This window comes from Bradyrhizobium sp. LMG 9283 (assembly GCF_045571415.1).
Classification (GTDB): Bacteria; Pseudomonadota; Alphaproteobacteria; order Rhizobiales; family Xanthobacteraceae; genus Bradyrhizobium.
Map to the genome: position 1 here is coordinate 7,038,328 of NZ_CP120691.1, position 22,101 is coordinate 7,060,428.

Annotated in this window: 18 protein-coding genes and 3 pseudogenes; 5 read left to right on the forward strand and 16 right to left on the reverse strand. The window is 60.1% G+C overall.

Annotated elements, in window-relative coordinates:
- Positions 1–191: 191 nt before the first annotated feature.
- The 5 genes and pseudogenes from P6U29_RS32955 to P6U29_RS32975 all read right to left on the reverse strand — a co-directional run.
- Positions 192–314, reverse strand: coding sequence for a hypothetical protein (locus P6U29_RS32955; protein WP_407114472.1), 123 nt, complete (start codon positions 312–314; stop codon positions 192–194).
- Positions 315–1,007: 693 nt separating this feature from the next.
- Positions 1,008–2,681: an IS66 family transposase gene (gene tnpC / locus P6U29_RS32960; RefSeq protein WP_407114473.1), complete on the reverse strand. Its 1,674-nt coding sequence runs from the start codon at positions 2,679–2,681 to the stop codon at positions 1,008–1,010.
- Positions 2,682–2,728: 47 nt separating this feature from the next.
- Positions 2,729–3,076: an IS66 family insertion sequence element accessory protein TnpB gene (gene tnpB, locus P6U29_RS32965; RefSeq protein ID WP_407114474.1), complete on the reverse strand. Its 348-nt coding sequence runs from the start codon at positions 3,074–3,076 to the stop codon at positions 2,729–2,731.
- On the reverse strand, positions 3,073–3,474 hold the full coding sequence (gene tnpA / locus P6U29_RS32970) for an IS66-like element accessory protein TnpA (RefSeq protein ID WP_407114475.1): 402 nt from the start codon (positions 3,472–3,474) through the stop codon (positions 3,073–3,075). Before tnpA ends, tnpB begins: the two co-directional genes overlap by 4 nt.
- A gap of 407 nt (positions 3,475–3,881) precedes the next feature.
- A pseudogene (locus P6U29_RS32975) lies at positions 3,882–4,127 on the reverse strand (E3 ubiquitin--protein ligase); the annotation flags it as partial.
- 56 nt (positions 4,128–4,183) lie between these two features.
- Between P6U29_RS32975 and P6U29_RS32980 the strand changes: the two are divergent.
- A complete protein-coding gene (locus P6U29_RS32980; protein ID WP_407112594.1) occupies positions 4,184–5,284 on the forward strand; it encodes an IS4 family transposase in 1,101 nt (366 codons plus the stop codon).
- Positions 5,285–5,450: 166 nt separating this feature from the next.
- Here P6U29_RS32980 and P6U29_RS32985 read toward each other — a convergent pair whose 3' ends face one another.
- The 6 genes and pseudogenes from P6U29_RS32985 to P6U29_RS33010 form a co-directional block, all read right to left on the reverse strand.
- Positions 5,451–6,941, reverse strand: coding sequence for an NEL-type E3 ubiquitin ligase domain-containing protein (locus P6U29_RS32985; protein WP_407119471.1), 1,491 nt, complete (start codon positions 6,939–6,941; stop codon positions 5,451–5,453).
- A gap of 631 nt (positions 6,942–7,572) precedes the next feature.
- Positions 7,573–8,381, reverse strand: a pseudogene (locus tag P6U29_RS32990) (ATP-binding protein).
- Positions 8,381–8,647 carry a hypothetical protein gene (locus tag P6U29_RS32995; RefSeq protein WP_407119472.1) on the reverse strand — a complete coding sequence of 89 codons (267 nt, stop codon included), beginning with the start codon at positions 8,645–8,647 and terminating at the stop codon, positions 8,381–8,383. The pseudogene P6U29_RS32990 and the gene P6U29_RS32995 overlap by 1 nt, the downstream one beginning before the upstream one ends.
- A 247-nt stretch (positions 8,648–8,894) precedes the next feature.
- Positions 8,895–9,101 carry a hypothetical protein gene (locus P6U29_RS33000; protein ID WP_407114476.1) on the reverse strand — a complete coding sequence of 69 codons (207 nt, stop codon included), beginning with the start codon at positions 9,099–9,101 and terminating at the stop codon, positions 8,895–8,897.
- Positions 9,102–9,184: 83 nt separating this feature from the next.
- Positions 9,185–9,579, reverse strand: a pseudogene (locus P6U29_RS33005) (SDR family NAD(P)-dependent oxidoreductase); the annotation flags it as partial.
- Between the two features lie 438 nt (positions 9,580–10,017).
- Positions 10,018–11,910 (reverse strand): NEL-type E3 ubiquitin ligase domain-containing protein, encoded by a 1,893-nt coding sequence (locus P6U29_RS33010; RefSeq protein WP_407119473.1) that lies wholly within the window; start codon positions 11,908–11,910, stop codon positions 10,018–10,020.
- Between the two features lie 812 nt (positions 11,911–12,722).
- Here P6U29_RS33010 and P6U29_RS33015 point away from each other — a divergent pair.
- Positions 12,723–12,956: a hypothetical protein gene (locus tag P6U29_RS33015; RefSeq protein WP_407114477.1), complete on the forward strand. Its 234-nt coding sequence runs from the start codon at positions 12,723–12,725 to the stop codon at positions 12,954–12,956.
- Positions 12,957–13,123: 167 nt separating this feature from the next.
- Here the strand turns inward: P6U29_RS33015 and P6U29_RS33020 are convergent, their stop codons facing one another.
- Positions 13,124–13,324, reverse strand: a complete 201-nt coding sequence (locus tag P6U29_RS33020; RefSeq protein WP_407114478.1) for a hypothetical protein — start codon at positions 13,322–13,324, stop codon at positions 13,124–13,126.
- A 305-nt stretch (positions 13,325–13,629) separates the two neighbouring features.
- Here P6U29_RS33020 and P6U29_RS33025 point away from each other — a divergent pair, with 305 nt between their 5' ends.
- Together P6U29_RS33025 and P6U29_RS33030 are read left to right on the forward strand one after the other, a co-directional pair.
- On the forward strand, positions 13,630–13,986 hold the full coding sequence (locus P6U29_RS33025; protein ID WP_407114479.1) for an XRE family transcriptional regulator: 357 nt from the start codon (positions 13,630–13,632) through the stop codon (positions 13,984–13,986).
- Positions 13,976–15,238, forward strand: a complete 1,263-nt coding sequence (locus P6U29_RS33030; protein WP_407114480.1) for a type II toxin-antitoxin system HipA family toxin — start codon at positions 13,976–13,978, stop codon at positions 15,236–15,238. Before P6U29_RS33025 ends, P6U29_RS33030 begins: the two co-directional genes overlap by 11 nt.
- A 355-nt stretch (positions 15,239–15,593) precedes the next feature.
- On the opposite strand, the gene P6U29_RS33035 is transcribed toward P6U29_RS33030, so the two are convergent.
- The 4 genes from P6U29_RS33035 to P6U29_RS33050 all read right to left on the reverse strand — a co-directional run bounded on the left by P6U29_RS33035 (position 15,594) and on the right by P6U29_RS33050 (position 21,445).
- On the reverse strand, positions 15,594–16,631 hold the full coding sequence (locus P6U29_RS33035) for a pectinesterase family protein (protein ID WP_407114481.1): 1,038 nt from the start codon (positions 16,629–16,631) through the stop codon (positions 15,594–15,596).
- Positions 16,632–16,869: 238 nt separating this feature from the next.
- Positions 16,870–18,168: a glycoside hydrolase family 28 protein gene (locus P6U29_RS33040; protein WP_407114482.1), complete on the reverse strand. Its 1,299-nt coding sequence runs from the start codon at positions 18,166–18,168 to the stop codon at positions 16,870–16,872.
- A 795-nt stretch (positions 18,169–18,963) separates the two neighbouring features.
- Positions 18,964–19,260: a hypothetical protein gene (locus P6U29_RS33045; RefSeq protein ID WP_407114483.1), complete on the reverse strand. Its 297-nt coding sequence runs from the start codon at positions 19,258–19,260 to the stop codon at positions 18,964–18,966.
- A 1,480-nt stretch (positions 19,261–20,740) separates the two neighbouring features.
- Positions 20,741–21,445 carry an aspartate/glutamate racemase family protein gene (locus tag P6U29_RS33050; RefSeq protein WP_407119474.1) on the reverse strand — a complete coding sequence of 235 codons (705 nt, stop codon included), beginning with the start codon at positions 21,443–21,445 and terminating at the stop codon, positions 20,741–20,743.
- Positions 21,446–21,635: 190 nt separating this feature from the next.
- Here P6U29_RS33050 and P6U29_RS33055 point away from each other — a divergent pair, with 190 nt between their 5' ends.
- Positions 21,636–22,100, forward strand: a complete 465-nt coding sequence (locus P6U29_RS33055; protein WP_407114484.1) for an Lrp/AsnC family transcriptional regulator — start codon at positions 21,636–21,638, stop codon at positions 22,098–22,100.
- Position 22,101 lies beyond the last annotated feature (1 nt).

Consider the following 22,101-nt stretch of genomic DNA (forward strand, 5'->3'; position numbering starts at 1 on the left):
TTTCGAAAAGCTGACGAGATCAGGATATTGCTGCGTGCGAGACCGGCCTCGCATCGGCACCGGCCTGACGACAGGACGGGGTCACTCCAATTTTGCCGCATCTCTTCGCCGGCCCCCTGTTCGAGCCGACGAAATTCGTCCACCGATATAACCATGGATCGCGCCTGTCGATCGTGCGCCGAATCCAAGCATCACGGCGGGGCCCACATAGCCGCTACCAGTCTCAAATCATACGTGATGAGCATCTTGTCGTCCTTGGCGTCAACCTTGGCGCTGAGCTTGTCATCTTGCAGGCGCTCATTGCTGACGGACAACGTCTTTTCCCTGGCGCAGACCGGGACGCGTTCTCGTCCCTTGGAGTTCTACTTTTTGCTCTGAGTGCGGTTCTGAAGGACCGAATTGCTAGCTAGTGTTTCACCAGGTCCGGAGCTATCGCTCGAATGCCGTATGGGATTCACGTCTTCCGGGAAACGGCGAACTGCGCCTTTTTTATCCTTGAGACGAGATGCTGGCCCAGTGGCGATGAACAAAGCGCGTTCAGGCATCAAACGACCCAAACTTCTTTTTCGAGACGATGTGCAGGCCGTCCTGAGTTCGCAGCAGTGACGCCGCGCGCCTCTCGGCGCTCGGGGTCGCATAGGTAGCGCGCACCTTCGCTTACTGGCTTGGCAAGCCAAGTCGGCAATGAAGATCCGGCAGACTTCAATTCGCTCACTTCAATCAGGCTCAGTCTCTGACTGCGGGACCGCAAGGCTTGTCGTGCAGTCTTGGGACCGACCCGATCAAGCGCGCGCACGATCTCGCCTGCACGACGGTTTGCCATCGTATGCTGCGAACGCGGTGCATGCTTGAACTCCAGAACTTGCTTGCCAAGATGGACTCGCGGTAAGGATCCGAAGTCAAATAGACCTGCCGAACAGGTAGCTGCGTCGTACACATACGACGAAGACCGCCTGATTGACGCATGCGCGCGGGCACAGTGAGCTCTATGATCGGTTGGGTGATGGTCAGGCGGCCTGCTGACCGGCGGGCTTATCGGCCTGGCGCAGGAGCTTCCATTCCCAGGGCAGCAGTTCGTGCAGGCGCGACGCGGGAAGATCGGCGATCCGGGCGAGAACCTCGGCGAGCCAGGTCTTGGGATCGACGTCGTTGAGGCGATAGGTCGTGATCATCGTTAGCATGATGGCGGCACGGTCGGCGCCACGCTGGCTACCAGCGAAGGTCCAGTTGCGCCTTCCCAAGGCGATGCCTCTCAATGCGCGCTCAGCGCAATTGTTGGTCAAGCAGATCCTGCCATCTTCGAGGAAGCGGCCGAAGTCGTCCCAGCGCCTGAGCATGTAGTTGATCGGCTTCAGGACCTCGGAGGAGCGCGAGAGGGTTTCGCGCTCACGCAGCAACCAGGCGTGCATGTCCTCGAGAAGCGGCTTGCTGTTTTCCTGGCGCACGGCGCGCCGCTCGTCGGCGTCGCGGCCGTTGATGGCGCGCTCGATCTCGAACAATGCATCGAGGCGCTTGACCGCCTCCAGCGCGATCGGAGAGACCGGTTTGCCCTTCTTACCTTCCCGGGCATTTTTCTCGATGTCAGCCAGCTCGAAGAAGCCCCGCCGCGCATGGGCAAAGCAAAACGCCGGCGTGATCGGCAGCTCTTTCCGCTGCGGGTCGAACAGCGGCTCGAAGCCACTGTAACAGTCGCACTGCAGGATACCGGCGAAGGCGGCCAGATGCTTCTGGGGATGCTCGCCTCGTCGGTCGCTCGAGGCGTAATAGACCGCCGCCGGCGGCGCAGGCCCGGCGAAGGGCCGGTCATCCCGCACATAAGTCCAGATTCGTCCAGTGGTACACTTGCCCTTCGCCAGGATACGGATGGTGGTGTCATCGCCATGAAGACGTTCGGCAGCCAGCACATGACGTTCGATCAATTGGAAGAGCGGCATAACGGCGAAGGTGCCGTGGCCGACCTGGTCGGCCAGCGTCGACAAAGACAGGTCGATCCCCTCGGCCTTGAAGCGCGCACTCTGGCGGTTGAGCGGGATATGCATGCCGAACTTGTCGAACAGGATCGTCGCCAGCAATTGTGGGCCAATGAAGCCGCGCGGCGTGGCATGGAACGGCGCAGGCGGCTGGCTGATCTTCTCGCAATCGCGGCAGGTGAACTTCTCGCGCACTGTCTCGATGACCTTGAATCGACGCGGAATCTCCTCCAGCGTCTTGGTCACATCCTCGCCGATCTTCGCCAGCCGCGACCCGCCACAGCAGGCGCAGCTCGTTGGAGCCTCAATGACGACGCGCTCGTGTTCGATGTCGTCCGGCCAGGGCTTGCGCACCGGCCGCTTGCGCATGAAGGAGCGGACGTTATGCGTCTTCGCCGCTGCGGCCTGCGCGGCAAGCTCATCCTCGCTCGCTGTGGTGACGAGCTCTTCCAGCTCCAGCTCCAGCTGCTCGAGCAGCCGTGCCGTGCGTTCGGAGCGTTGCCCGTACAGTTCGCGTTTGAGCTTCTCGATGCGCAACTCGAGATGCGCGATCAGCGCCTCGGTATCCGACAGTTGCGCCTGCGCATTCGCGGCTTGCGCCTGCCAGTTGGCAGCCACCGCCTCAGCTCGCAGCCGCGCCTCACGCTCGGCCTGCAGCGCCGCCAGGGCACTCGCAAGGTCCGATGGAAGATCGTCCGGCTCCGATATCATGACGCCATTGAATCAGATCAAGCAGCAGATTCAAACCGTAAAAGCGGCTATCCCACCCGCGTCGGACGCTGGGTTTCTTGTGGGTTGCGCCAATCGATCCCGGACAACAGATAGCTCAACTGCGCCGGCGAGATCGTTACCGTTTCACCGGCAACCGATGGCCAGATGAACCTGCCTCTCTCGAGTCTTTTGGTAAACAGGCATGCTCCCTGGCCATCGTGCCAGATCATCTTCACAAGATCGCTGCGGCGACCGCGGAAGACGAACAGATGACCGCTGAGCGGGTCTTTGTGCAGCACCTCCTGCACTTGGAGTGCCAGCGACGGAAAGCCTCTGCGCATATCCGTGTAGCCTGTCGCGAGCCACACTCGCACATTCCCCGGCATCGCAATCATCGGCGTCCAAGCACATCGAGGACCCGCGCCAGCGCCTCCGGATCGACGTGCGCATCCACCCGGATGCACCGTCGGTTGCCGAGATCGATCTCTATCAATCCAGTACGCGCGGCTGCCACGGAGCGAACTCGGCCATCAACCGTAGGCAAAAGCTTCGGAGTTTCCTCAGCCGATGCCGCTACAGCGGCGATCTGCACCGGCGTAAAAGATGGTACAGCTTGTTCCGATGTCCGTGCTTGTCGACGCCAGGTAAACACCAGGCTGGCCGCTACTCCGTTGCGACGCGCAACCTCAGTCACCTTCGCGCCCGGCGCCAACGTCTCCTCGACAATCCGTGCCTTGTCGTCTTGCGACCAGCGCCGCCGCCGCTCCAGCCCGCCCAAAACCTCGACCCGCATCGCCTGATGACCTTAAAGCTAGACTTAAGGCCACACGCTTCGCGAATTACCACCCGTCACGCAAGACGGCCCCAGTCGGATGCGTACGCTGCGTCGTCAAACCGAGCTGGTTGGCTGCGGCAGCGCCTCCGGAAGCGATGATTTCACCGCTGCGCGCCTTGGTCTCCTCAACAATTTTTTCGAGCGACGCAGCTCTCGTCCCGAAGCGGCTTTCGACCGGATGCTGAAACACCCTCGCCTCGCGTGCGGGAATTTTCGTCGCTCGGCAAAATCGAAAGACCCTGATCGACGGCAGCGCACTTGCCAAGGTGCAAAAGCACCTTGGCAGCGATGGGCGAGGCTTCACGATGGATCTTTAGGTACCGCCGCAGAGCAATGATAAATATCTCTGCGGCGGTTTGGGAGCCTCATTCGAGGCCACGCTCTGCGAGCACACGGTGCATGACCTCGCGTTTGATCTCGCCAGCGATCTCGTTTCGGACTTGGGCTCCGAGCACCCGCTCGGCATCCAGATCGCCTGGAAGACCATGCTCGGCCAGTCGCTGATCCAATCGGGTTTGAAACTCCTCGCCCATGGCTTCGACGAGCCGGTCTTGCATCGTTTCATATTCGTCCGGAGCGATGCGTCTCAGCACCGTCTCCCAGGGTTGCCACCATAGGCGTTAAGTTTATTCTTGAGTGTTGGAATCACACGTGATTCCAAGGCGGGATGGCAGACGAATCGCTTCTGAACGAGGACTGGACGAGAGTGGTTGCGCAGCTCGGCGGGGCTGCGCAGCTTGAAATAAGTGCGCGCCAGACGAAGGCTTTCGTGCGGCGGCGCCAAATTCCAGATGCGGTGTCGTTACTTCGGCTGATGCTGGCCTATTGTCTGGGTGAAAGAGGGTTGAGATCGACAGCCGCGTGGGCCGCTTCTGTTGGCCTTGCCGACCTCAGCAGCGTGGCGTTGTTCTATCGCCTGCGTCAATGTGGCGATTGGTTTGCAGTGCTGGTGGAGGGCTTGCTCGCTGCGGCAGCCCCGAAGGCGAGCCGAGGCCGCCTGATCCGCATTATCGATGCGACGACAGTGCCTCAGGCAGGACCGGCTGCGCGCAGGAACAGTGAGCTTTGGCGCGTTCATAGTGCATTCGATCTGCCATATGAGCGCTTTGGTCACTTCGAGCTGACAGATCAGCAAGAGGGCGAAACGTTTGACCGGATACCGGTGGTCAAGAACGAGATCCGCATTGCTGACCGCGCTTATCTGCAACCTGACCGCATCGCCGCTGTCCGCGACGCCGGGGCAGACGTTTTGATCCGAGCGGGCTGGAAGAACGCACGTTGGCTTGATGCCAAAGGCCTTCCGTTCGATCTGATGGCCCAATTGCGTGCGGCGAAGGCGCATGGACTGATCGATCGGAGGATTTGGATCAAACGCAAGGACGGTGCGCCTCTGGCTATGCGTCTGGTCGCAGTCAAGAAGCCCGCCGGTGCAGTCGCGGCTTCGCGTCGTAAAGCCCGGCGCGACGCACAAGACGAAAACCGCGTCATCTCCAAAGAAACTCTGGAAGCCGCGGATTGGGTCATTCTGGTCACGTCGCTCGCACGGGACGAGTTCTCCACCAAGGATGTACTCGCGCTCTATCGACTGCGATGGCGCATCGAACTTGGCTTCAAGCGACTGAAGAGTCTGATTGGTCTCAAGACGCCACCTGGAACCGATCCGCGCTCCGCCAAGCCCTACTTGCTGGCACACCTCTTGATCATCCTGCTGCTCGAGCCGCTTGCCCGCGACTTCGAGGACTCTCCCCGCTGGATGCAGGCCGCCTGACGGCACCTGGCGCTTGGCGTGTTTTGCAACAACTCGTTGCATCCTTGCTACAAGCGATCATTCCACAACCAACCATCCGTTGCTTCCGCCGCAGAAAGCGAGCGCTTGGGCGGCACCTGCGCGAGCCTCCTCGAAAACGTCCGTATCAATCGATGCTCGCGCTACCTTAACGCCTATGGGGTTGCCACCGGGTTGCCATGTAGTCGGTGAATTGGTTCGCTTCCTGCTCCCGAACCAGGTTCAGCGCCTGCGCAGCGTCATCCGGGGTTACGTGAGAGACCATCAGGAAGCGCATGTCAGGGGCGACGTGACTGAGCTCTAGCGGCTCGCGCAGCAAATGTTGATAGGCCAAGTAGATTTCGACGTCGTCTATGTTCGGGTCGACGCTGAGGAGCGAGTTGACCCTGTCGCGCGCGATCCCGTCCAGCGCCTCCAGGCGGAACGCAACGCGGCCGCGCTGGATCAGCTCGCCAAGCCTATGATCATACAACCCATCCTCGACGTCAGCATTAAGGCGCGCGGTCTGCATACCGTTCCAGTGCAGAGTAACACGATCCTCGCAGCTCGCATTGGCCTCGGAAGCCTGTGTGAAAAACTGCTCGCGCAATCTCCGATTGATCGCCGCCTGCCGCAGATCATCAGCCACGGCCCGCCGAAACTCGTCATTGCCATAGTTGACCGTCCCTCGTAGCCTTTCTAGGAACCGAGCGTAGTCTTGGGCGCCTGGCTCATCCGCAAAGTGCTGCCATTCGGCTACTGCCGCCGGATCGTCCCCGAGCCAGTGCGCGGCAGCCTCGTGCAGAGGCAGCTGCTCAAGATGCGGTGCCGCGAGGTGAGCGCGGACCTCGTCCGGGAATGGGTTATCGCCGAACGCGAGGTTTTCCAAATGCGGATAGCTAAAACTCCCTGATAAGAGATCCTCGGGCAGGCTGGTCAGCCGGTTACCGCTGAGATTGAGCGATTGAAGCCAGCTCGGAAGGGGTTCGGGGAGGTTGGTCAATTGATTGCTGCTGACATCGAGTTCAATGAGACCCGATGGGAGGGACTCGGGAAGTTCGGTCAGCTGATTGCCACCAACCGCGAGCGAGGTGAGGCTGCTCGGGAGAGCGTGGGGCAGGCTACTGAGTCGGTTATGGTTTGCGTGCAGTATCCCTAGCCCCGCCGGGAGGTTGTCTGGTAGACTGGTCAACCTGTTATCGTTCACCTCAAGGTGAAACAGGCTCGCCGGAAGCGCGTCCGGCAAACTGGTCAACCGGTTGTGGCTAAGAAGAAGTTCGTTGAGACCGGGTGGGAGGCTAGCGGGCAGCCTGCTGAGCTCGTTGTGCCGGGCGCGGAGTTCCCGCAGCCTCGGCGGCAGGGCGGCGGGCAAAGCGGTTAAGGACAGGGATGACAAATCTACCGAGCGCGAGCCCGTGTTGTCCGCAGCCCTAATTCGCGAGCGCCCCTGTCGCCGATTCTCGGCTTCGCCCTGCCCCTCTTCGGCAGCCCAGTTTTCCAGGATCCGCGCGCGCGAGGAGGCGGGGGTGCGATACCCTGTCAAGACTTCGACCCAATCCGCCACGGCTCGGTTGAAGCCGCCGAGGTAGCTTTCCTGCTCCCCCTCTTCAAAAGCGTCCGCGGAGGAACCTGCGCTCCGCTGTGCTTGTCCTGTGTCCATCAATTTCTCCATCATCAGAACTAAAGAGTACGCCCGCCGCTTCTCAAGGTCGCGAAGCAGGTGGTTGCGCAGAGCAATGATCATTCGAGAGCCTGTGCACGTGCGCTGCGGCTGCCGCCCGGCTCTGGTTGGCACAGGTTCACACAAGCCCAAGTGCGGCAAATAGATCGATACTGCTGCGAGCTTTCTGCCATTTCGTTGACCAGATAAGGCCGGAGGACCATCAACGTGGCAGCGTTCTGCCCTTAGCGGGCCCACCTGTCGATCAGCTGACGAGTGTCGCTGCAGAACACCCAAGTCGTTCGGTTTGCCACCAGTGGGAAAGACCAGCATGGCACTGATTGCCTTCACGTGAGGCCACCGCGAAGTTGGGCGTTCGAGCGCCTGCCGGTCTTCGTTTCCACACCCTCGGCCGAAAAGGCTCGACTGCCCGCCGTTGAGACACCACCGCCGGGCTGGCTCGATGCTTAAGCCGCTCCTGCGTTGGTTATCCGCCCAAACATGTAGGCCGGAAGATAACTTAGCTTCGGCCGTGATCGAGTCACTGTATCGTTGACGACGGTTATGCTGGCTTAGATGCCATCGTTGCCACCCTACGGCAGGCAGCTTATCGAAAGCTAAGGTCCTAGTTCTAGGGCGTGTCTCGTGGACTGAGTCGGCTCAGTTTCGTAAGGGGGGATGGATCCTTTTGAAGCAGGACAGATTCAGCGCGGCGCTCGCATCCCTCCCGGCATCCTCCGAACAAGAGGGCCGGGAAAACCTGGCGACGGCGCAGTGGGACGCAGTCGTGACAGGCTATGCAGCAAACTCCTGTCAAGCGACTTTCGGATTTGACCCCGCATACTGCCTCAGATGACAATGTTACCGAAGCGCACCCTAGTGTCTCCTGAATCAGCTGCCGCGAGTGCAAGCAAGCCGCTCGCGAAGCGCGCCCTCCAGAGCGCTGTAGATAGCGAGCGGCTTGCGTCACTGATTTCTTCTCCGATTTGGCGTCTGGCACGGCGGGCTTCTGCAGCAGCCCGCTGCGACGCTTCTCCTTCAACCGATAGCTGTCGCCGCGGATAGTGATGACGTGGCTGTGGTGCAGCAGACGATCAAGGATCGCGGTGACGACCACGACGTCGCTGAAGACCGAGCCCCACTCGCCGACGCTGCGGTTGCTGGTAAGCAGGATCGCGCCTCGCTCGTAACGACGGCTAACGAGCTGGAAGAACAGATGCGCGGCATTGGGCTCAAGGGCTGATATCCGAGCTCGTCGATGATCAAGAGCTTGGGCTTCGCAAATTGCGCGAGCCGCTCCTCGAGCCTGCCCTCGCTGTGAGCTTTGGCAAGCTGCGAAACGACTGTGGTGGCTGCGAGCCCATCCAGCTGGTCGCGGACGGCGGTCAGGTTCAGGCGCGTCAGCATATCGCTCAGGCGATCGAACATAGCGACTCGCATCAGAAGCCCCCACCCACAATCGCCTCGTACTCGCCGAGCGGACGCAGCAGCGCTGGCCACGAGGGCGCCGCAGGCGATAATGCGAGCTCGTCGGCGCGGCTCGGTGTAAAGCCAGCCAGGCCCTCAAAGTGTTGAGGGGCAATGACGCGACGTCGCCGACCGACGCAGATCGGATGAACTGCAACCTCATGGATCTCGTGGTGGATGCGCACCACGCCGTCGGCGATCGTCGTTCGCACCACCTCGCCGATCAGCCGCCAGGGCACCAAGTAGGCATTGCCATCAATCTCGACGGCAACAGTCGGCCTGCATACGCCGGATCCGTGCGGCCTGGAAGGGCGGCCTAGCGCCGATCGGCCTCAGGGCTTGCGCCTCGCTGTGTCTGAACCGCTCAATCGGTGGCTCGCTAGTGGTGCCATGCTGGCGCCGGTCGGCGATCCCGTGTCCAAGCCTCGAGATGCGCCTCAAGGGCTTCCCAGCTCGGGAAGGCGCGGCCAGCGATCGCATTCGGTTTTACGTAGCCAACGCCGTGCTCGGTCTTGCCCTTGGGTTCGGGCTCGATACGGCTCCGCAGGAGCGCGGCCGGAAGCTCCAGTGCTTGGCGAACACGGTCAGCTTGTGGTTGAACACGACGGTGCGCGTCGCGGCATCGTGCTCCACGACGAAGGCACGCGCATTATCAAACAGCACCTCTTCGGGCATGCCACCGAACGTCACCAACGCGCTTTCCAGGCCATCGAACCAGCTCTCTTGCCGTTCGTTGCGGAATGTTCCTTGTCGGGCGAGTGAGGCGGAACACTTCATGTTTCGATTGACGTCGTCAACGCTGGCAGTCGTACGCCATTCGGCGTCTTCGGTGAAATGCCGGCATTGTTGATCAAGGCGTCTAATGGCGCGCCTGCGAGGCGCTCGTTGACCTCGGCGATCGCCCGCGGCAGAATGCGATGATTGCTCAGGTCGATCTGAACATGGTTGTCGGCCTCTGACTCCCACGGGCAGCCGCCCGCCATCGAACGGTTGGCGGGCGCAAGAAATGATGCGCCAGACCGCTTCCGAAAACAGCTTTCCAGTAGCGCGACCAATGCCGCGCGACGCGCCGGTTAGCACCAACGTCTTCTGTTCCTCTATCGGAGTGAAACGGACAGCCCGCGCCGCTCGCCGATGGTGCCTCTTCGTCGCTTCTCAGCTCGAGACTCAAACGCGCCTCCAAATTCTCTTGCCCTCGCCCGTGAACGCGCCGCAGGATTTGGGCCAGTGCCATGCAGAGGAACGCTCGCACGTTTTGCGGCCCAATCTCGCGTTCGCAACAGCTTGGCTGCTTCCCTACATAATGCGCGTTTGCTTTCGGACAGAAGCAAAGGTTGGTGCACAAGCCGATTTTTGAGTCGCGCATGTACGGCACTTCCGGTAAGCGAGTGGCATTGCAGGCGAAACATTGATCACAGTATCCCTTCGCGCCTTTGAAGGTGACGCGAGCAGCAACGGTACGAACCGGCGGCCTTACCGCCTTACGTCGAACTACGGATAGCGCCATTTGCTTCGCGGCGGAGCCGGCGGGCGGGTCTCATCGCGATCGCTCAATCCAGCATGGCGGCGGCCGAGTGGAGGATTGACACGCCTCGCATGAACGGCCGCTTTACAGCTCCAGGCCGTACGGTTTGAGCACCTCGCGTGTCACCGCACCCCTGATGTCGCGGGCGATGTCGCTGCGGATCTGGGCTCCGAGCTCCCGCTCGGCATCGGGGTCGCCTGTCAGGCCGTGCTCGGCGAGAGCCCGGTCCAGGCGAGCTTGAAACTCCTCGCCCATCGCATCGACGAGCTGCTCCTCGATTTCCGGCCTGATGCGCGCCAGCACCGTTTCCCAAGGCTGCCAGCGCGTTAGCAGATAGTCCCTGAATCCCGTCGCCTCCTGGTCCCGCACCGACGTCGCGGCCCTGGCAAGGTCGTCTTGCGTCACGTGAGAGACGTTTAAGAAGCGCATGTTCGGGGCGATGTGCCATAGTTCCAGCGGCTCGCGCAGCTCAGTCTGGTAGGCAAGATAGACTTCGATCTCGTCCACATCGGCGTCCGCATCCGTGTCCGCGTCGGTGTCCGCGTCGGCGTCGATATCGGCGTCCGCGTCGGCGTCGCGGAGCGAGTTGACCGTCTCGCGCGCGATCCTGTCCAGCGCCTCCAAGCGGAACATGACACGGCCCTGCTGGAGCAGTTCGTCGAGCCGCCCGTCATAGGCCCCGGCCTCGACATCAGCGTTCACGCGTGCGGTCTGCATGCTGTTCCAAGTCAAAGTGATGCGATCCTCGCAGCTCGCGGTCGCTTCGGAGGCGTGCGTGAAAAATTGCTCACGCAGTCGCGGCCTTGCCGCCGCCTGCCGCAGATCCTCGGCGACCGCGTGCCGGAACACGTCATTGCTATAGTTCACGGTGCCCCGCAGCCTTTCCAGAAAGCCTGCGTAGTCCTGGGCTCCCGGCTCTTGGGCGAAACCCCGCCAGGCAGCCACCGTCTCCGGGTCGCCCTCAAGCCAGTCCGCGACAACTTCATGCAACGGCCGCGGCTCGACTTCCACCGCTCCTCCGCCCATCTCCACCACTGCTTGGGTCATAGGCAAAAATATTCGCGGGCCGGCATAGTCCCCGGCATGCATGGCTGTCAGCAGATTGGTCTGCAACCACTCGGGCAGCGGATTATTCTCCAGATCAACGCTGGACTCGCGGCCCAGCTGCGTCAGCAGGGTCTCGGGCACGCTGGTCAGCTGATTGTTGCTGGCGCCGAGCCATAGCAGGTCGGCGGGCACTGGGTCGGGCAGGCTGGTCAGCTGGTTGTTCGTGGCGCTGAGCCATTCGAGCTCAGCCGGGAGGGGATCGGGCAGATTGGTCAGCTGATTGTAGTCGACGTTCAGGCGCTGGAGCCCAGCTGGAAGCTCAGGCAAGGTGGTTAGCTGGTTGCCGCTGGCATCCAGCTCCCGGAGCGTTGCGGGAAGGTTACCGGGCAGACTGGTCAGCTGGTTATTGTCGACGCTCAGGCGCCGAAGGCCGGGCGGCAGATCTGCAGGCAGACTGGTCAGCCGGTTCGTGATAGCGGAGAGCCGCCGGAGCCCGGCTGGAAGTTCGGGCAAGCTAGTCAGGCGATTGTTGCTGGCGTTGAGCCGCTGCAGATCGGCTGGCAACTCAGGTAGGCTGGTGAGCTGATTTCTCTCAACGTTCAGTCGCCGCAGCTCAGGCGGGAGGGGGGCAGACAAGGCGGTCAGGGACAAGGACGACAGATCAAGCGGCTGATTGACGTTGGCCGCCTCTTGCCAAGCCCGCGTTCGGCTTACGTCCCGTTGTGGACGCTCATCTTGGGCTTGCCCCTCTTCGGCAGCCCAGGCAGCAAGGACCTGGTCCTGCGAGGAGGCGGAATCAGCGGCGGACGTGTCCACCTCCGTCAAGGCTTCGGCCCACTGAGCCGCCCCCCGGGACCCTGGTTCGGAGGTTTCGGATTCGGAAGTCTCGGAAGGAGTGCCAGCCCCAAGCTGGGCCCGTTCTGCATTCATCGATGCCGTCTCTTCGGTAGCTAAATGAAAGGGAATGTGCCGGAGCGCCGCTTCTCGAAGCCGGTGGCTGTCGCCATCGATGGTGATCACCGACTGGCGAGGATACAGGCGATCACACAGCGCGGTTGCCACCCAGAGCCGGCGAACACGCTGTGCTATTCGCCCACAAGGGAGTTGCAGCCAAACGTAGTACGTCGGGACGGAATCTCCGAAAGGGCTATTTTGTTAGAGCAATCCATCCCATTCTCGTCTGCAGCAGATCAAGCCGGACCTCTACAGTCCAGCTAGACAGTACCCCATCCTATTAGACTTAGCTGTCGATAAACTGACGAGTCTCGGAAGACTCATAATGCGCCGATGGAAACCATCGACGTCTCTCGAAGCTGCAGCGTAAGACGTATGTCCACCTCTGACGATGAGGTGGCGGTGAACATCGGTTTCGTTGCGCGCAAGATCCCGAGCAGTTCTGCAGCTGTCGTGTAGACAAGACGAGCCCGGGTCGGATCGGGCTGCCGCAACTCCGCACCGAAGTCTCCGGCCGTCATAGCATTCAGGAAATCCGCCACGTTGGCGACGATCTGATCATGCTTGGAGGTCCACGAGCGGCTCCCGGATCAGAACATGAAAGAAATTTATCTTAAGGCGGTACCCTTCGAGCTTGCTTTCCACGAGCGCAAGCTTCGCCTTGATCTCCGGTGCCGGCTTCTGCCTTCGATGGCTTCTTCGTAATCCAATACTCGGCGGACTGATCGGCCGCTTCAAAGATCAGCTTGCAGAACTCGTCGACGCGAGCGTTATAGGCGTCGCGACGATTGAAACGTATCACCCCTGTCACTGCGATGGTCCTTGTCTCGTCCATGCATCCACGCTGCATCGTGTCGGCAGCCCCCGATCGCTCGGCGGCTGCAGCGACGCCCGCCAATCCGCCGCCCGCAACCGTCACCCCCGACAAATTCGCCTTACTGCGCTCACCAAGGCATGCGGTGCTCGAACCCGTTGCCTGCGCAGTTCGTAAAGAAATCGCCCGTGAGATCAGGGCGCTCTAAGAGACAAGGTGCCCAATGATCACGGCCTCAAACTGTGAAACCGCTTTTGCTCCAGGAGGCGATTGCAGTTTCCCTCTGGTGCGGCGCTCGGTGGCCGAGAAAATTCGCATGATGTGCAGCGACTGCAGCGGAGCGCGAACCTAGCACCCGGCGTCGCTCGACTCGAGCTAGCGGGTGCCGTTTGCGCTGAACGGCCGCGCCAGCTCCGCTATCCTTGCCATAGATGTCGATGCCGCGTTGTCTTTGCCTCGGCGGCCGTAGCGGACAGTTGATTGTCCTTCCAGTGCGCGAAAAAGATCAGCGCGGATTTCCTCAAATTTGTCCCAGCTCGGCGGCGGGCGAAGCTGTTCGCTGGTGGCGTCAGACATGTTTCTGGATTCCGACCCGTCTGGTGATTCGTGACTGATGGCAGCCCTCGGTGCTGGTCTGGGGTATGCCTGCCGCGGCCGAGCCAAAAGACGCTTCCCAAATAGAACATTTCGCGCCACAACTCATAGCTGCACCTTGGCGCCAAATAAAACCAAACGGTGACTCTAAAGGTACTTTTCAAAGGAACCAAATCTAGAAAATGCTCTTAAGAGCAAGTTATATTATCTTACAAGCCTTCAAGAGCGCTTCATTGCAAAGTATAGGGAAGTGATGCATGCTCTTAAGGGCGTTATAATCCACATATATGGCCTTTAAGAGCATGGTAGCCACCAACAAACTTCAAAAGGCGCCGCCTTACCACGTGTCGCGGGCTCTCACGCAATTGGGAGCGGATCTGCGTACCGCACGCATCCGCCGCAACATGACTATGGAGGACGCAGCCAGCAGAATCGGAACGGGCCTGCGCGCTGTTATGGACGCCGAAAAGGGCAAAGCATCGACGGGTATCGTGGTCTATGCCGGGCTGCTGTGGCTCTACGATATGCTCCAGCCGCTCGAAGAACTCGCTGACCCCTCAAAGGACAAGGAAGGAATTGCCCTGCAAGCGAGGCGGGAGCGCAAGCGGGCACGCAGACCCGGGGGGCTCGACAATGACTTCTAAAGGCAACACCGAATGTTTCGTCTACATCACGCTGCCCGGTCAGACCGAAGCCGTAACCGCCGGCCGATTCCAGCTCGCCAGGGATCGCCGTGGCAATGCGTTGGGCCGCTTCGTCTACGGCAAGTCGTATCTCTCACGGGGAGAAGCGGTGGCGATTGACCCTGTCGAGCTTAAACTATCGGGCGAGACTTACGAAACAGGCCGGCTGAATGGCGTCTTTGGCGCTTTGCGCGATGCAGGCCCGGACTATTGGGGTCGTCGTGTCATCGAGAAGCATGCCAGCGTTCCTCAGCTTGGTGAACTCGATTACTTGCTGAATTCAGCAGACGACCGCGCCGGGGCGCTTGGTTTTGGACTAGGTCGACAACCTCCGGCACCCCGTCGCAAATTCAACAAGACGCTCGAACTCGCAAAGCTTCAGGAAATCGCCGAAGCCTTGATGCGTGAGGAAGATGTAAAAACCGAGGAAGCCGCACAGGTTCAAGACTTGATGCTGCTTGGCACCTCCATGGGCGGAGCCCGTCCGAAAGTTGCGGTAGAGGACGACGAGGGACTTTGGATCGCAAAATTCAACCGCCCGGACGACCGCTGGAACAACACGCGCGTCGAGCGCGCGATGCTTGAGTTGGCCAAGGCTTGCGGTCTTCGCGTCGTTGAGAGCCGTGTCATCAGCGTCGGAGCGAAGGACGTTCTTCTCGTCAAGCGCTTCGATCGCACGAAGACCGACAAGGGATATATGCGTTCACGGATGATCAGCGGACTAACCGTTTTGCGAGCTGATGAAGTGGTCGAGATGCGCGATCGCTGGTCCTATGTATTGATGGCGGAGGAGATGCGCCGGGTCACGGAGGAGCCGGAAAGGGATGCCAAAGAACTTTTCCGGCGCATGACGTTCAATGCGCTGATTTCCAACCTGGATGATCATCCTCGCAACCACGCGCTGATAGCCAAAGAGCGGACTTGGCAGCTTTCGCCAGCTTATGATCTGACGCCCTCCCCGGTTATTTCGCAGGAACATCGTGATCTAGCCCTGGAGGTTGGCGACCAAGGGCGATTTGCGAATGCAAAGAACGTGTTGTCGCAACATGCCCGCTTTCTGCTGGATGCCCAAGAGGCCAAAGCGATTGTCGCGAGCATGACCGAACAAGTGCGCGCCTCGTGGTACGATGTTGTTCGCGGTCAAGGCGTCAGCGAGAAAGACGCCGAAACGATCAAGGGCGCCTTCGTATACCCGGGCTTTCTGACGGAATAGAGTGACGGTACACTGTCGTGCCTCTCTATGCGCGGTAGATGGACCGCATCTCAACGAGTGTCAGCCCCGGGGTTGCTTTCTTATGCCGCAGGTTGGGACAGAGGGACTTATCAGTCTTTCGCTGAAGAAGCTGTGCCGTCCTACGGCGAGAACTTCGCCGGCGGCATACACAGCGACATGAAGCTCGACACGTTGCTTGATCGGACGCGCTTCGACTCTGTGAACCAGTACCTGAAGAGCCGCTAGGATTCGGCCACGTTATATAGGGTATCGAGTTTGCAAGGCATACGGGAGATCACAGGCAAATTGGTCGCTGCACACGACTAGCCATCACACCAGCCTCTTCTGCCGTCATTCATCCGAGGATCGCCGTCGCCCCCCCTTCACCGTGAACCTTGCTCTGTGTTCCATCGTGATGGTTGGTTGGCAGCCAATCTGTGGCACCCCCGAAGAACACATTCAGCGACCATCTCGCGGCTTCGCCATCTGTCAGTTGATGCGAGTGAGGCTCGCGGCCTGAGGGGTTAGCCCCGACGCCGAAGGATCTATATTCGGCATAATAGCTCGTGCTCAACTTGTTGGTCTCGCCCGGTGCCCATTCGCGCCAGCCTTCCGCAATGACCTGTGCGTCTATCTTGGTCGACAGGAAGACCACTGTGGCGTAGGGGCGCCAGGGGCGGCCAAGCGCGATATAGCGCGCGGCAGGGTCGGCAGTTAGCCTGCAATGATCAAAAACATAGCCACTGTCCTCATCCGGCGCTGCCTTGCTCTGAGCGGTATAGATCACCGCTTGATTGGCGATGCCGTGCAACTCACATTGCCGGAACCAGGCCTTGGCGCTGCCAAAGATGAAATCGACATGCCCTTCGATGTAGCAGTTCGAGAAGTATTGTCGTGACATTCTGCCGTTTGGTCCCTTGCCGGCAAACAGCGTGTCCTGGGCGCCGAGCAGGCGGACGCGCGTAACGACGTCCCTGTCTCCGGTAATGGACAGCGCGACCGCCTGCGAGGGTGGATTGGCCGGATTGAGGGCGTAGTCGTTCTGGATGGTCAGATTCTCGAGCCGGAAGTGATCGCCAGCGGCATCCAGCGTCGCCGAACGGGCGGTTCCTCCTACATTGATCGCGCCGTCGCCATACACAATGACCGTATCCTCCGGCTTCCTGCCAGTCCCTTCGAGATGAACACCGGATTTGGAGATTTTGACCTTCTCGCGATAGATGCCCGGCGCGATCCGGACATTTCCGCCTTCCGCCGGCAATGCGTCGATGGCTTGCTGCACGGAGTGATAGTCTGCATTTCCGGCATGCGACACCAACAGTGGCTGAGCGTACGCTGCCGGGATGCAGAAACATCCGGCCAGAAGCGCAGCAGACGGCTCGAAAATTCGCATGTGATCTTACTCTTCGTTGAGTTCGCGGCCCGCGGGGCGCAGTCGACATAAGGTACCGCCTCGGGATAGCCGCCGCGCATGGTCAACACATTTTCCTCGCAAAACCAGAACCTGCACATAACTTTCGCAATTTTGGCCCTGCAAAGCCTGCAACGAAGCACCGGACATGAGGCTGACCTTCCGCAACACCAGCAATTTAGGCCCGCCCACCACCCGGATTCGGCGCCGGGTGTAGTGCTTACCGATTGCCGTCGCGGAATGCCCTGGAACATGCCTCCGATCCGCGCGGCAGCGGTTCTGTAGCTCGTCCCGACAGTGGCGGCGATACGTCAGAGTGATTTGCGGTCACGTTCGCGTGTTCGAGTTGCCAAGTCGCGGAATTGGCAAATCGGACATCCTCGAGTGTCACGTCAAGGGCATGCCGCTCGTCTACGCCGCGCATCAGAAGCACACCTTTGTCGCCACGCACATGGCGCAGAACGATCTGCCGATAGACCGGAATCCTCGTGCCTTGTGCGCGCGGATCATATTTTGCATCGAACGCCACCGGCCACCGGTTACCCCTCAGGCACACGTTCTCATAAGTCACGCGCTCGACCAGACCGCCTCGACTAACATCGCTCTTGATACGCAGGCCAGACGTCGTACCGTCCAGCGTCAGATTACGCACCAGTATGTCGCTGGCCCCGGAATTCACCTCGCTGCCGATCGACATGCCGTGCCCCCAGCCGAAATAATTATCAATGATGGAGATATGGCTACTTGAGCCATTGTCGCCGGCCTTGATTGCGACGTTGTCGTCTCCTGTGCGGATGAAGCTGCGGGTGATGGTCACATCCTGACTTGCGCCAGGGTCGATGCCGTCGGTATTGCGGGCATCAGCCGGTGCATCGATCGTGAGGCCCCAAAACGTAGCACCTTCGACCCGGTTCATCGCGACATGAAAATTGGGCGCATTGCGCAAGGTGACACCAGAGAACGTGATGTCCTGCGCATGATCGATCTGGATCAAGCGCGGGGCGTTCTGGTTGCCGCCCTCGGCTTGCGCGCGGCGGGCCAGCTGCCACCAGGTTTCGGCGCCGCCGCCCATAATTGCGCCGCCCTGACCATCGATGACGCCCTCCCCGTAGATGCCGCCGCCACGCGTTCTGGAAAAGCTGATGAATGGCCGGCAACCGTCGCCCTTACCTGCGATACGACCACACTGTCCGCGGCCCTTGTCGTAAGCAGCTGGTTCGGGGATGGCGATCAGCGCCGCGCCGCGTCCGATCCATAAGGTCACGCCCGATTTCATCTCGAGTGGACCCGACCGGAACTCGCCACGCGCTAAATACACGGCGGCCCCGGAAGGGCATTGGTCGATGGCCTCTTGCAACGTGGCCGTATCTTGCTTGCCAGACGGCACGGGGCGGTCGCACACCATATGAGGTGCAACAGGTTCGGTGATAATCCGGCGGTCTTGCGCTTTTGCTGCGGGGCAGACAACCATGGAGGTGAGTATCGACAATAGGGCCCAGTTGCGAAAACGCTTTGTCATCGACCTCCTCGTGCTAATTGATGCTCAAAGGCGTCTTGTTGCGCCTGGTCAGTTGCTGATCATCGAGAACGGCGTGCTGTACCGATGGCGGAGGTGCTGCATTCGATATGTCGAAATTGTGCGAGTCCACGCCAGCCTCTCGTCGAGGAACAGTGGGTTATTCCGTATTCGAGCAAGCTTTCGAGAAGCTGACGAGGCTGTGGCCGGTACCGGATCGAATTCGCACCGCGAACTCTCTTCCTGGCGTCTGACCAACTTCGGTGACTGCCGTTACCCGCCCTCTTCCGGTTCGCATTGTGATCGCTTGCAGGACATAGTCAGCCAGTTCTCGTCATCATCCATGCGATGCCCGGATGTGGGGATGGTCGGCTTCCGGAGTCAGCACCGCCCGGGACGTCGCTTGCCTTGCCCCACGGCCTTACCATCGTGATCATTGAACGCGCCCCATCGCGCCCCCCCAGACATGTCTACGGGTAATTTGAACGACTTGAAGACGGACGACGACCGAACTGGCTCGGGGTCAAGGTGGAGAGCTCTTTGATATTCGATCCAGGACATCAGCGTGAGCAGCCCCCGAACAGGAGGCTCTAGTCAAAAACGAGGGGATACCTCCCCTTATGTGGTGCTACTCTGCGCGCATGCCCTGGCCAACGCACCGCGATCAACCAAAAAGCCGAGCCTATCGGCAGGGCCGCACCCGCGGTTCGCCCGCCGCGTTCGCAACGCGATGCGCTTCGAGATCTTCGTGAGGTCCGTGACAAAACCTCTCGCGGTTAACGTGAGCGGCGGCAGCTTTCAACGGTCCCATAATCGACTCGAGAACGCCACGGCAGCATTTTGATCAACAGGATTATCGACGCTTCGCGATTTGCGCGGTCGTGCGTTACGTGAATTGCTTGCCGCAGAGTTGCGCTGGCGTTCATCGATCGGCGATGAGACTGCTCGACGCTCAAGCCTCCGCTCCAGCTCCGCCAATCCTGCCTTACATTCGGCGACAACCGATTGGGCGCGAAGCAGCTTGACCTTGAGCTCGTCCTGTTGTCTGAGTATTTTCTCAGGATCCCAATCGTGCGGCATCAGCTCATTGACCATCTGCAAGCACCGATGCATGGCCGGCGCTCAGTTTCAAGAACCGGCTCGGCATCTCGCAGGTGCCCGCGCTTGAGCCACCGGCCAAAAGTGACGCAAACGATCGTCCTGAGGTATAACGTCTTTACCTTGGTGTGCGCCATCCTGTTGTGGACCGCCATTCGTCGCGAGCGATTTACAAGACAATCGGATTCTGGCCGGCAAACCGAAGCGCGATCCGAAAACGGATTTGCGTCGCGGGCGCGCGGTTTGGAAAGCGCATCAGGAGACCCCTGCCATCGACGAAGCGGGCAAGTTTCATCTGAATACTGGATCGGGTGCTGAACGAGCATCATGGCCACAAGTGGTTTCGTCAGGTATTCAAGCAACCAGCATGCCAATGCCGCTTGAGGGTTTTTATGAAGAAACCATGTAGGTTTTCCCGCACTACCTAGTTGCAGGCGTCCGTAGTTGTCGCACCTGAAACAACCGACGTCTTGAACGAGACGCCAAAGCCGCAACCACGACGTCCATAGCAGCGCTCACCATGGCAGCTCAATAAAGAGAAGATTTGCAGAGGTCGGCCAGAATGCTCTCACCATTTTTGAGCGGCGCGTTGTTGTGTGAGAACATGCTATCGCTAGTTATGGCGCCGACGACGCGAACGCGACCGCAGCGATAAGATCGTGTCAACGAGGCTACGGATAGCTGAAGCGCGCAATCCGGGGCAGCTGTTCAATGAGGAAACAGCAGAGAAACGCCTGCATCCTGGCCGCGTCGGTTGGCGAAATGGGTGGCTGGCCACCAACTCACCGACGAACTCGCCGCAACTGCAACACTCGCGACACCTATCGCGCTCACGCAGCTTGGACAGATCGCGATGATGGCGAAGGATCTGGCCTGGATCGGCCACATCGGCCCTGAGGCAGTGGGGCAGCCGCGCTTGCGCATGATCTTGTCGGTCGGCGTAGACCTTCGCAGCCGGTGTGATCTCGGCGGTGGGTCCGCTCGCGGCGGAAGCATGTGGTGCGGCGGACAGAGCCCTGGTACGGCCCTCGCTGCGCATGGAGCTATGGGTTGCAGCGCTCAGTTGCGTGCGGGGCCAAAAACTGACCTCGGCGCCGTCGATATCTGGATTGGCCTATCGATCGGCAAGCCGTCTACGCGGCCCTTCTTGTACTGCGCTTGCAGCTTTTGGCGAACAGACCTCCCATTGCAAGCATGAGCGATGCTTCAGCCTGAGCCTCGAGCGCCCTCGCGCTAAGCACGCCGAGGCGACGCCGAATCTCGCTACAACGAGCTTAGGTTCACTCCTCGGAGAAAGAGATGCTTGAAGGTCGAGCGCGATCGACCATCATTTGATCTTGTGACAAGTTGACAATTGCCCTTCATACGCTACCGCGCTGCCCGACATGGCCAGGTACAGCGGCGTTCTGAGACCCCGGCTAAGGCGGAGTTCGGCATCAGCCCCGAGGACGAGATCAAGTGCCGATCGGCGAGGCGATCATCGCCGCGCGTCTATGGAGACAGCACCAGCTGACAGCTTACCCTCAGCGAAATCAGCTGCCGCCCTGGCGTGCAGCCTCGCCGAATCGAACACCGGCAATTCTGTATGTTCGGGGCCGATGAGAAGCCCAATCTCCGTGCAGCCGAGGATGAGCGCGTCGGCGCCCCGTGCACGACCGCGCGTGATGATGTCAATCAATTCCTGGCGCGAATGATCAGAGATAACTCCGCAGCACAGCTCATCGAAGATGACATCGTGGATCCGGATCCGTTCGCCGTCGACCGGTATGACAGCTGAAAGGCCAAAGCGTTGCCGCAGGCGATCACAATAGAATGGCTGCTCCATCGTATAGCGCGTCGCGAGCAACAGGGGTCGCTTGAAGGAAGCGGCGAGAAGAGCCGCAGCGGTCACATCGACGATATGGATGAGCGGCACACTCAGCTTGGCAGCAACAATGTCGGCAATCACATGCATCGTATTGGTGCAGATCAGGATGCAGCTGGCGCCCGCGTCGACCAACTGCCGGGCTATCCTCGTTAGATAATCAGCGGCTTGCCGCCAATCTCCTGCCTTTTGAAGGCTGACGATATACCCGAAGTCAACCGAGCGCAGCAAGATGTCTGCCGAGGCGAGACCACCGCGGCGCTGACGGACGATTTCGTTGATTTCCTTGTAATAGATGGCTGTGCTTTCCCAGCTCATCCCTCCGATCAGCCCAATCGTCCGCTGCACCTTGAGATCTCCACTTCATACCGACACAGGTTTACCGCGCCTTCGGCGGCAAATCTCGGCGTTGTTTCGCGCAATCTCTCTAGAAAGTGCAAATCAAAGGCCTTATCTCTGCGATAGCAAAAACTCTTCTCACCCGAGCTCCGAAGCCGGCTGAAAGGACATGGCGTTGGACGATCGCGACCTGAAGATTCTGGACAAGTTGCAGCTCGACGCTGCAATTCCCGTCACAGCGCTTGCTGAATCGACCAATCTTTCGGTGTCGGCTTGTTGGCGGCGCATCAAGCACATGGAGGACAGTGGCCTGATCCGTCAGCGCGTCGTCCTGGTTGACCGACGCAAAGCCAACGTACCAATGACTGTGTTCATGGGTGTACGCACGTCGCGTCACTCGATGGCGTGGCTCGAAGACTTCCGCCGTGCCATTGCAGACATTCCGGAAATCGTCGAAGCCTATCGCTTGACCGGCGAAACCGATTATCTGCTCCGCCTCGTAGTGCCGGGGGTTGAGGTCTATGACGCGGTCTACAAGAAGCTGATCACCCGCCTGGACTTTGCTGACGTCAGCTCGTTCATTAGCATGGAAGAGCTGAAGTTTACGACAAGGGTACCGTTGACCTATGTTTAGA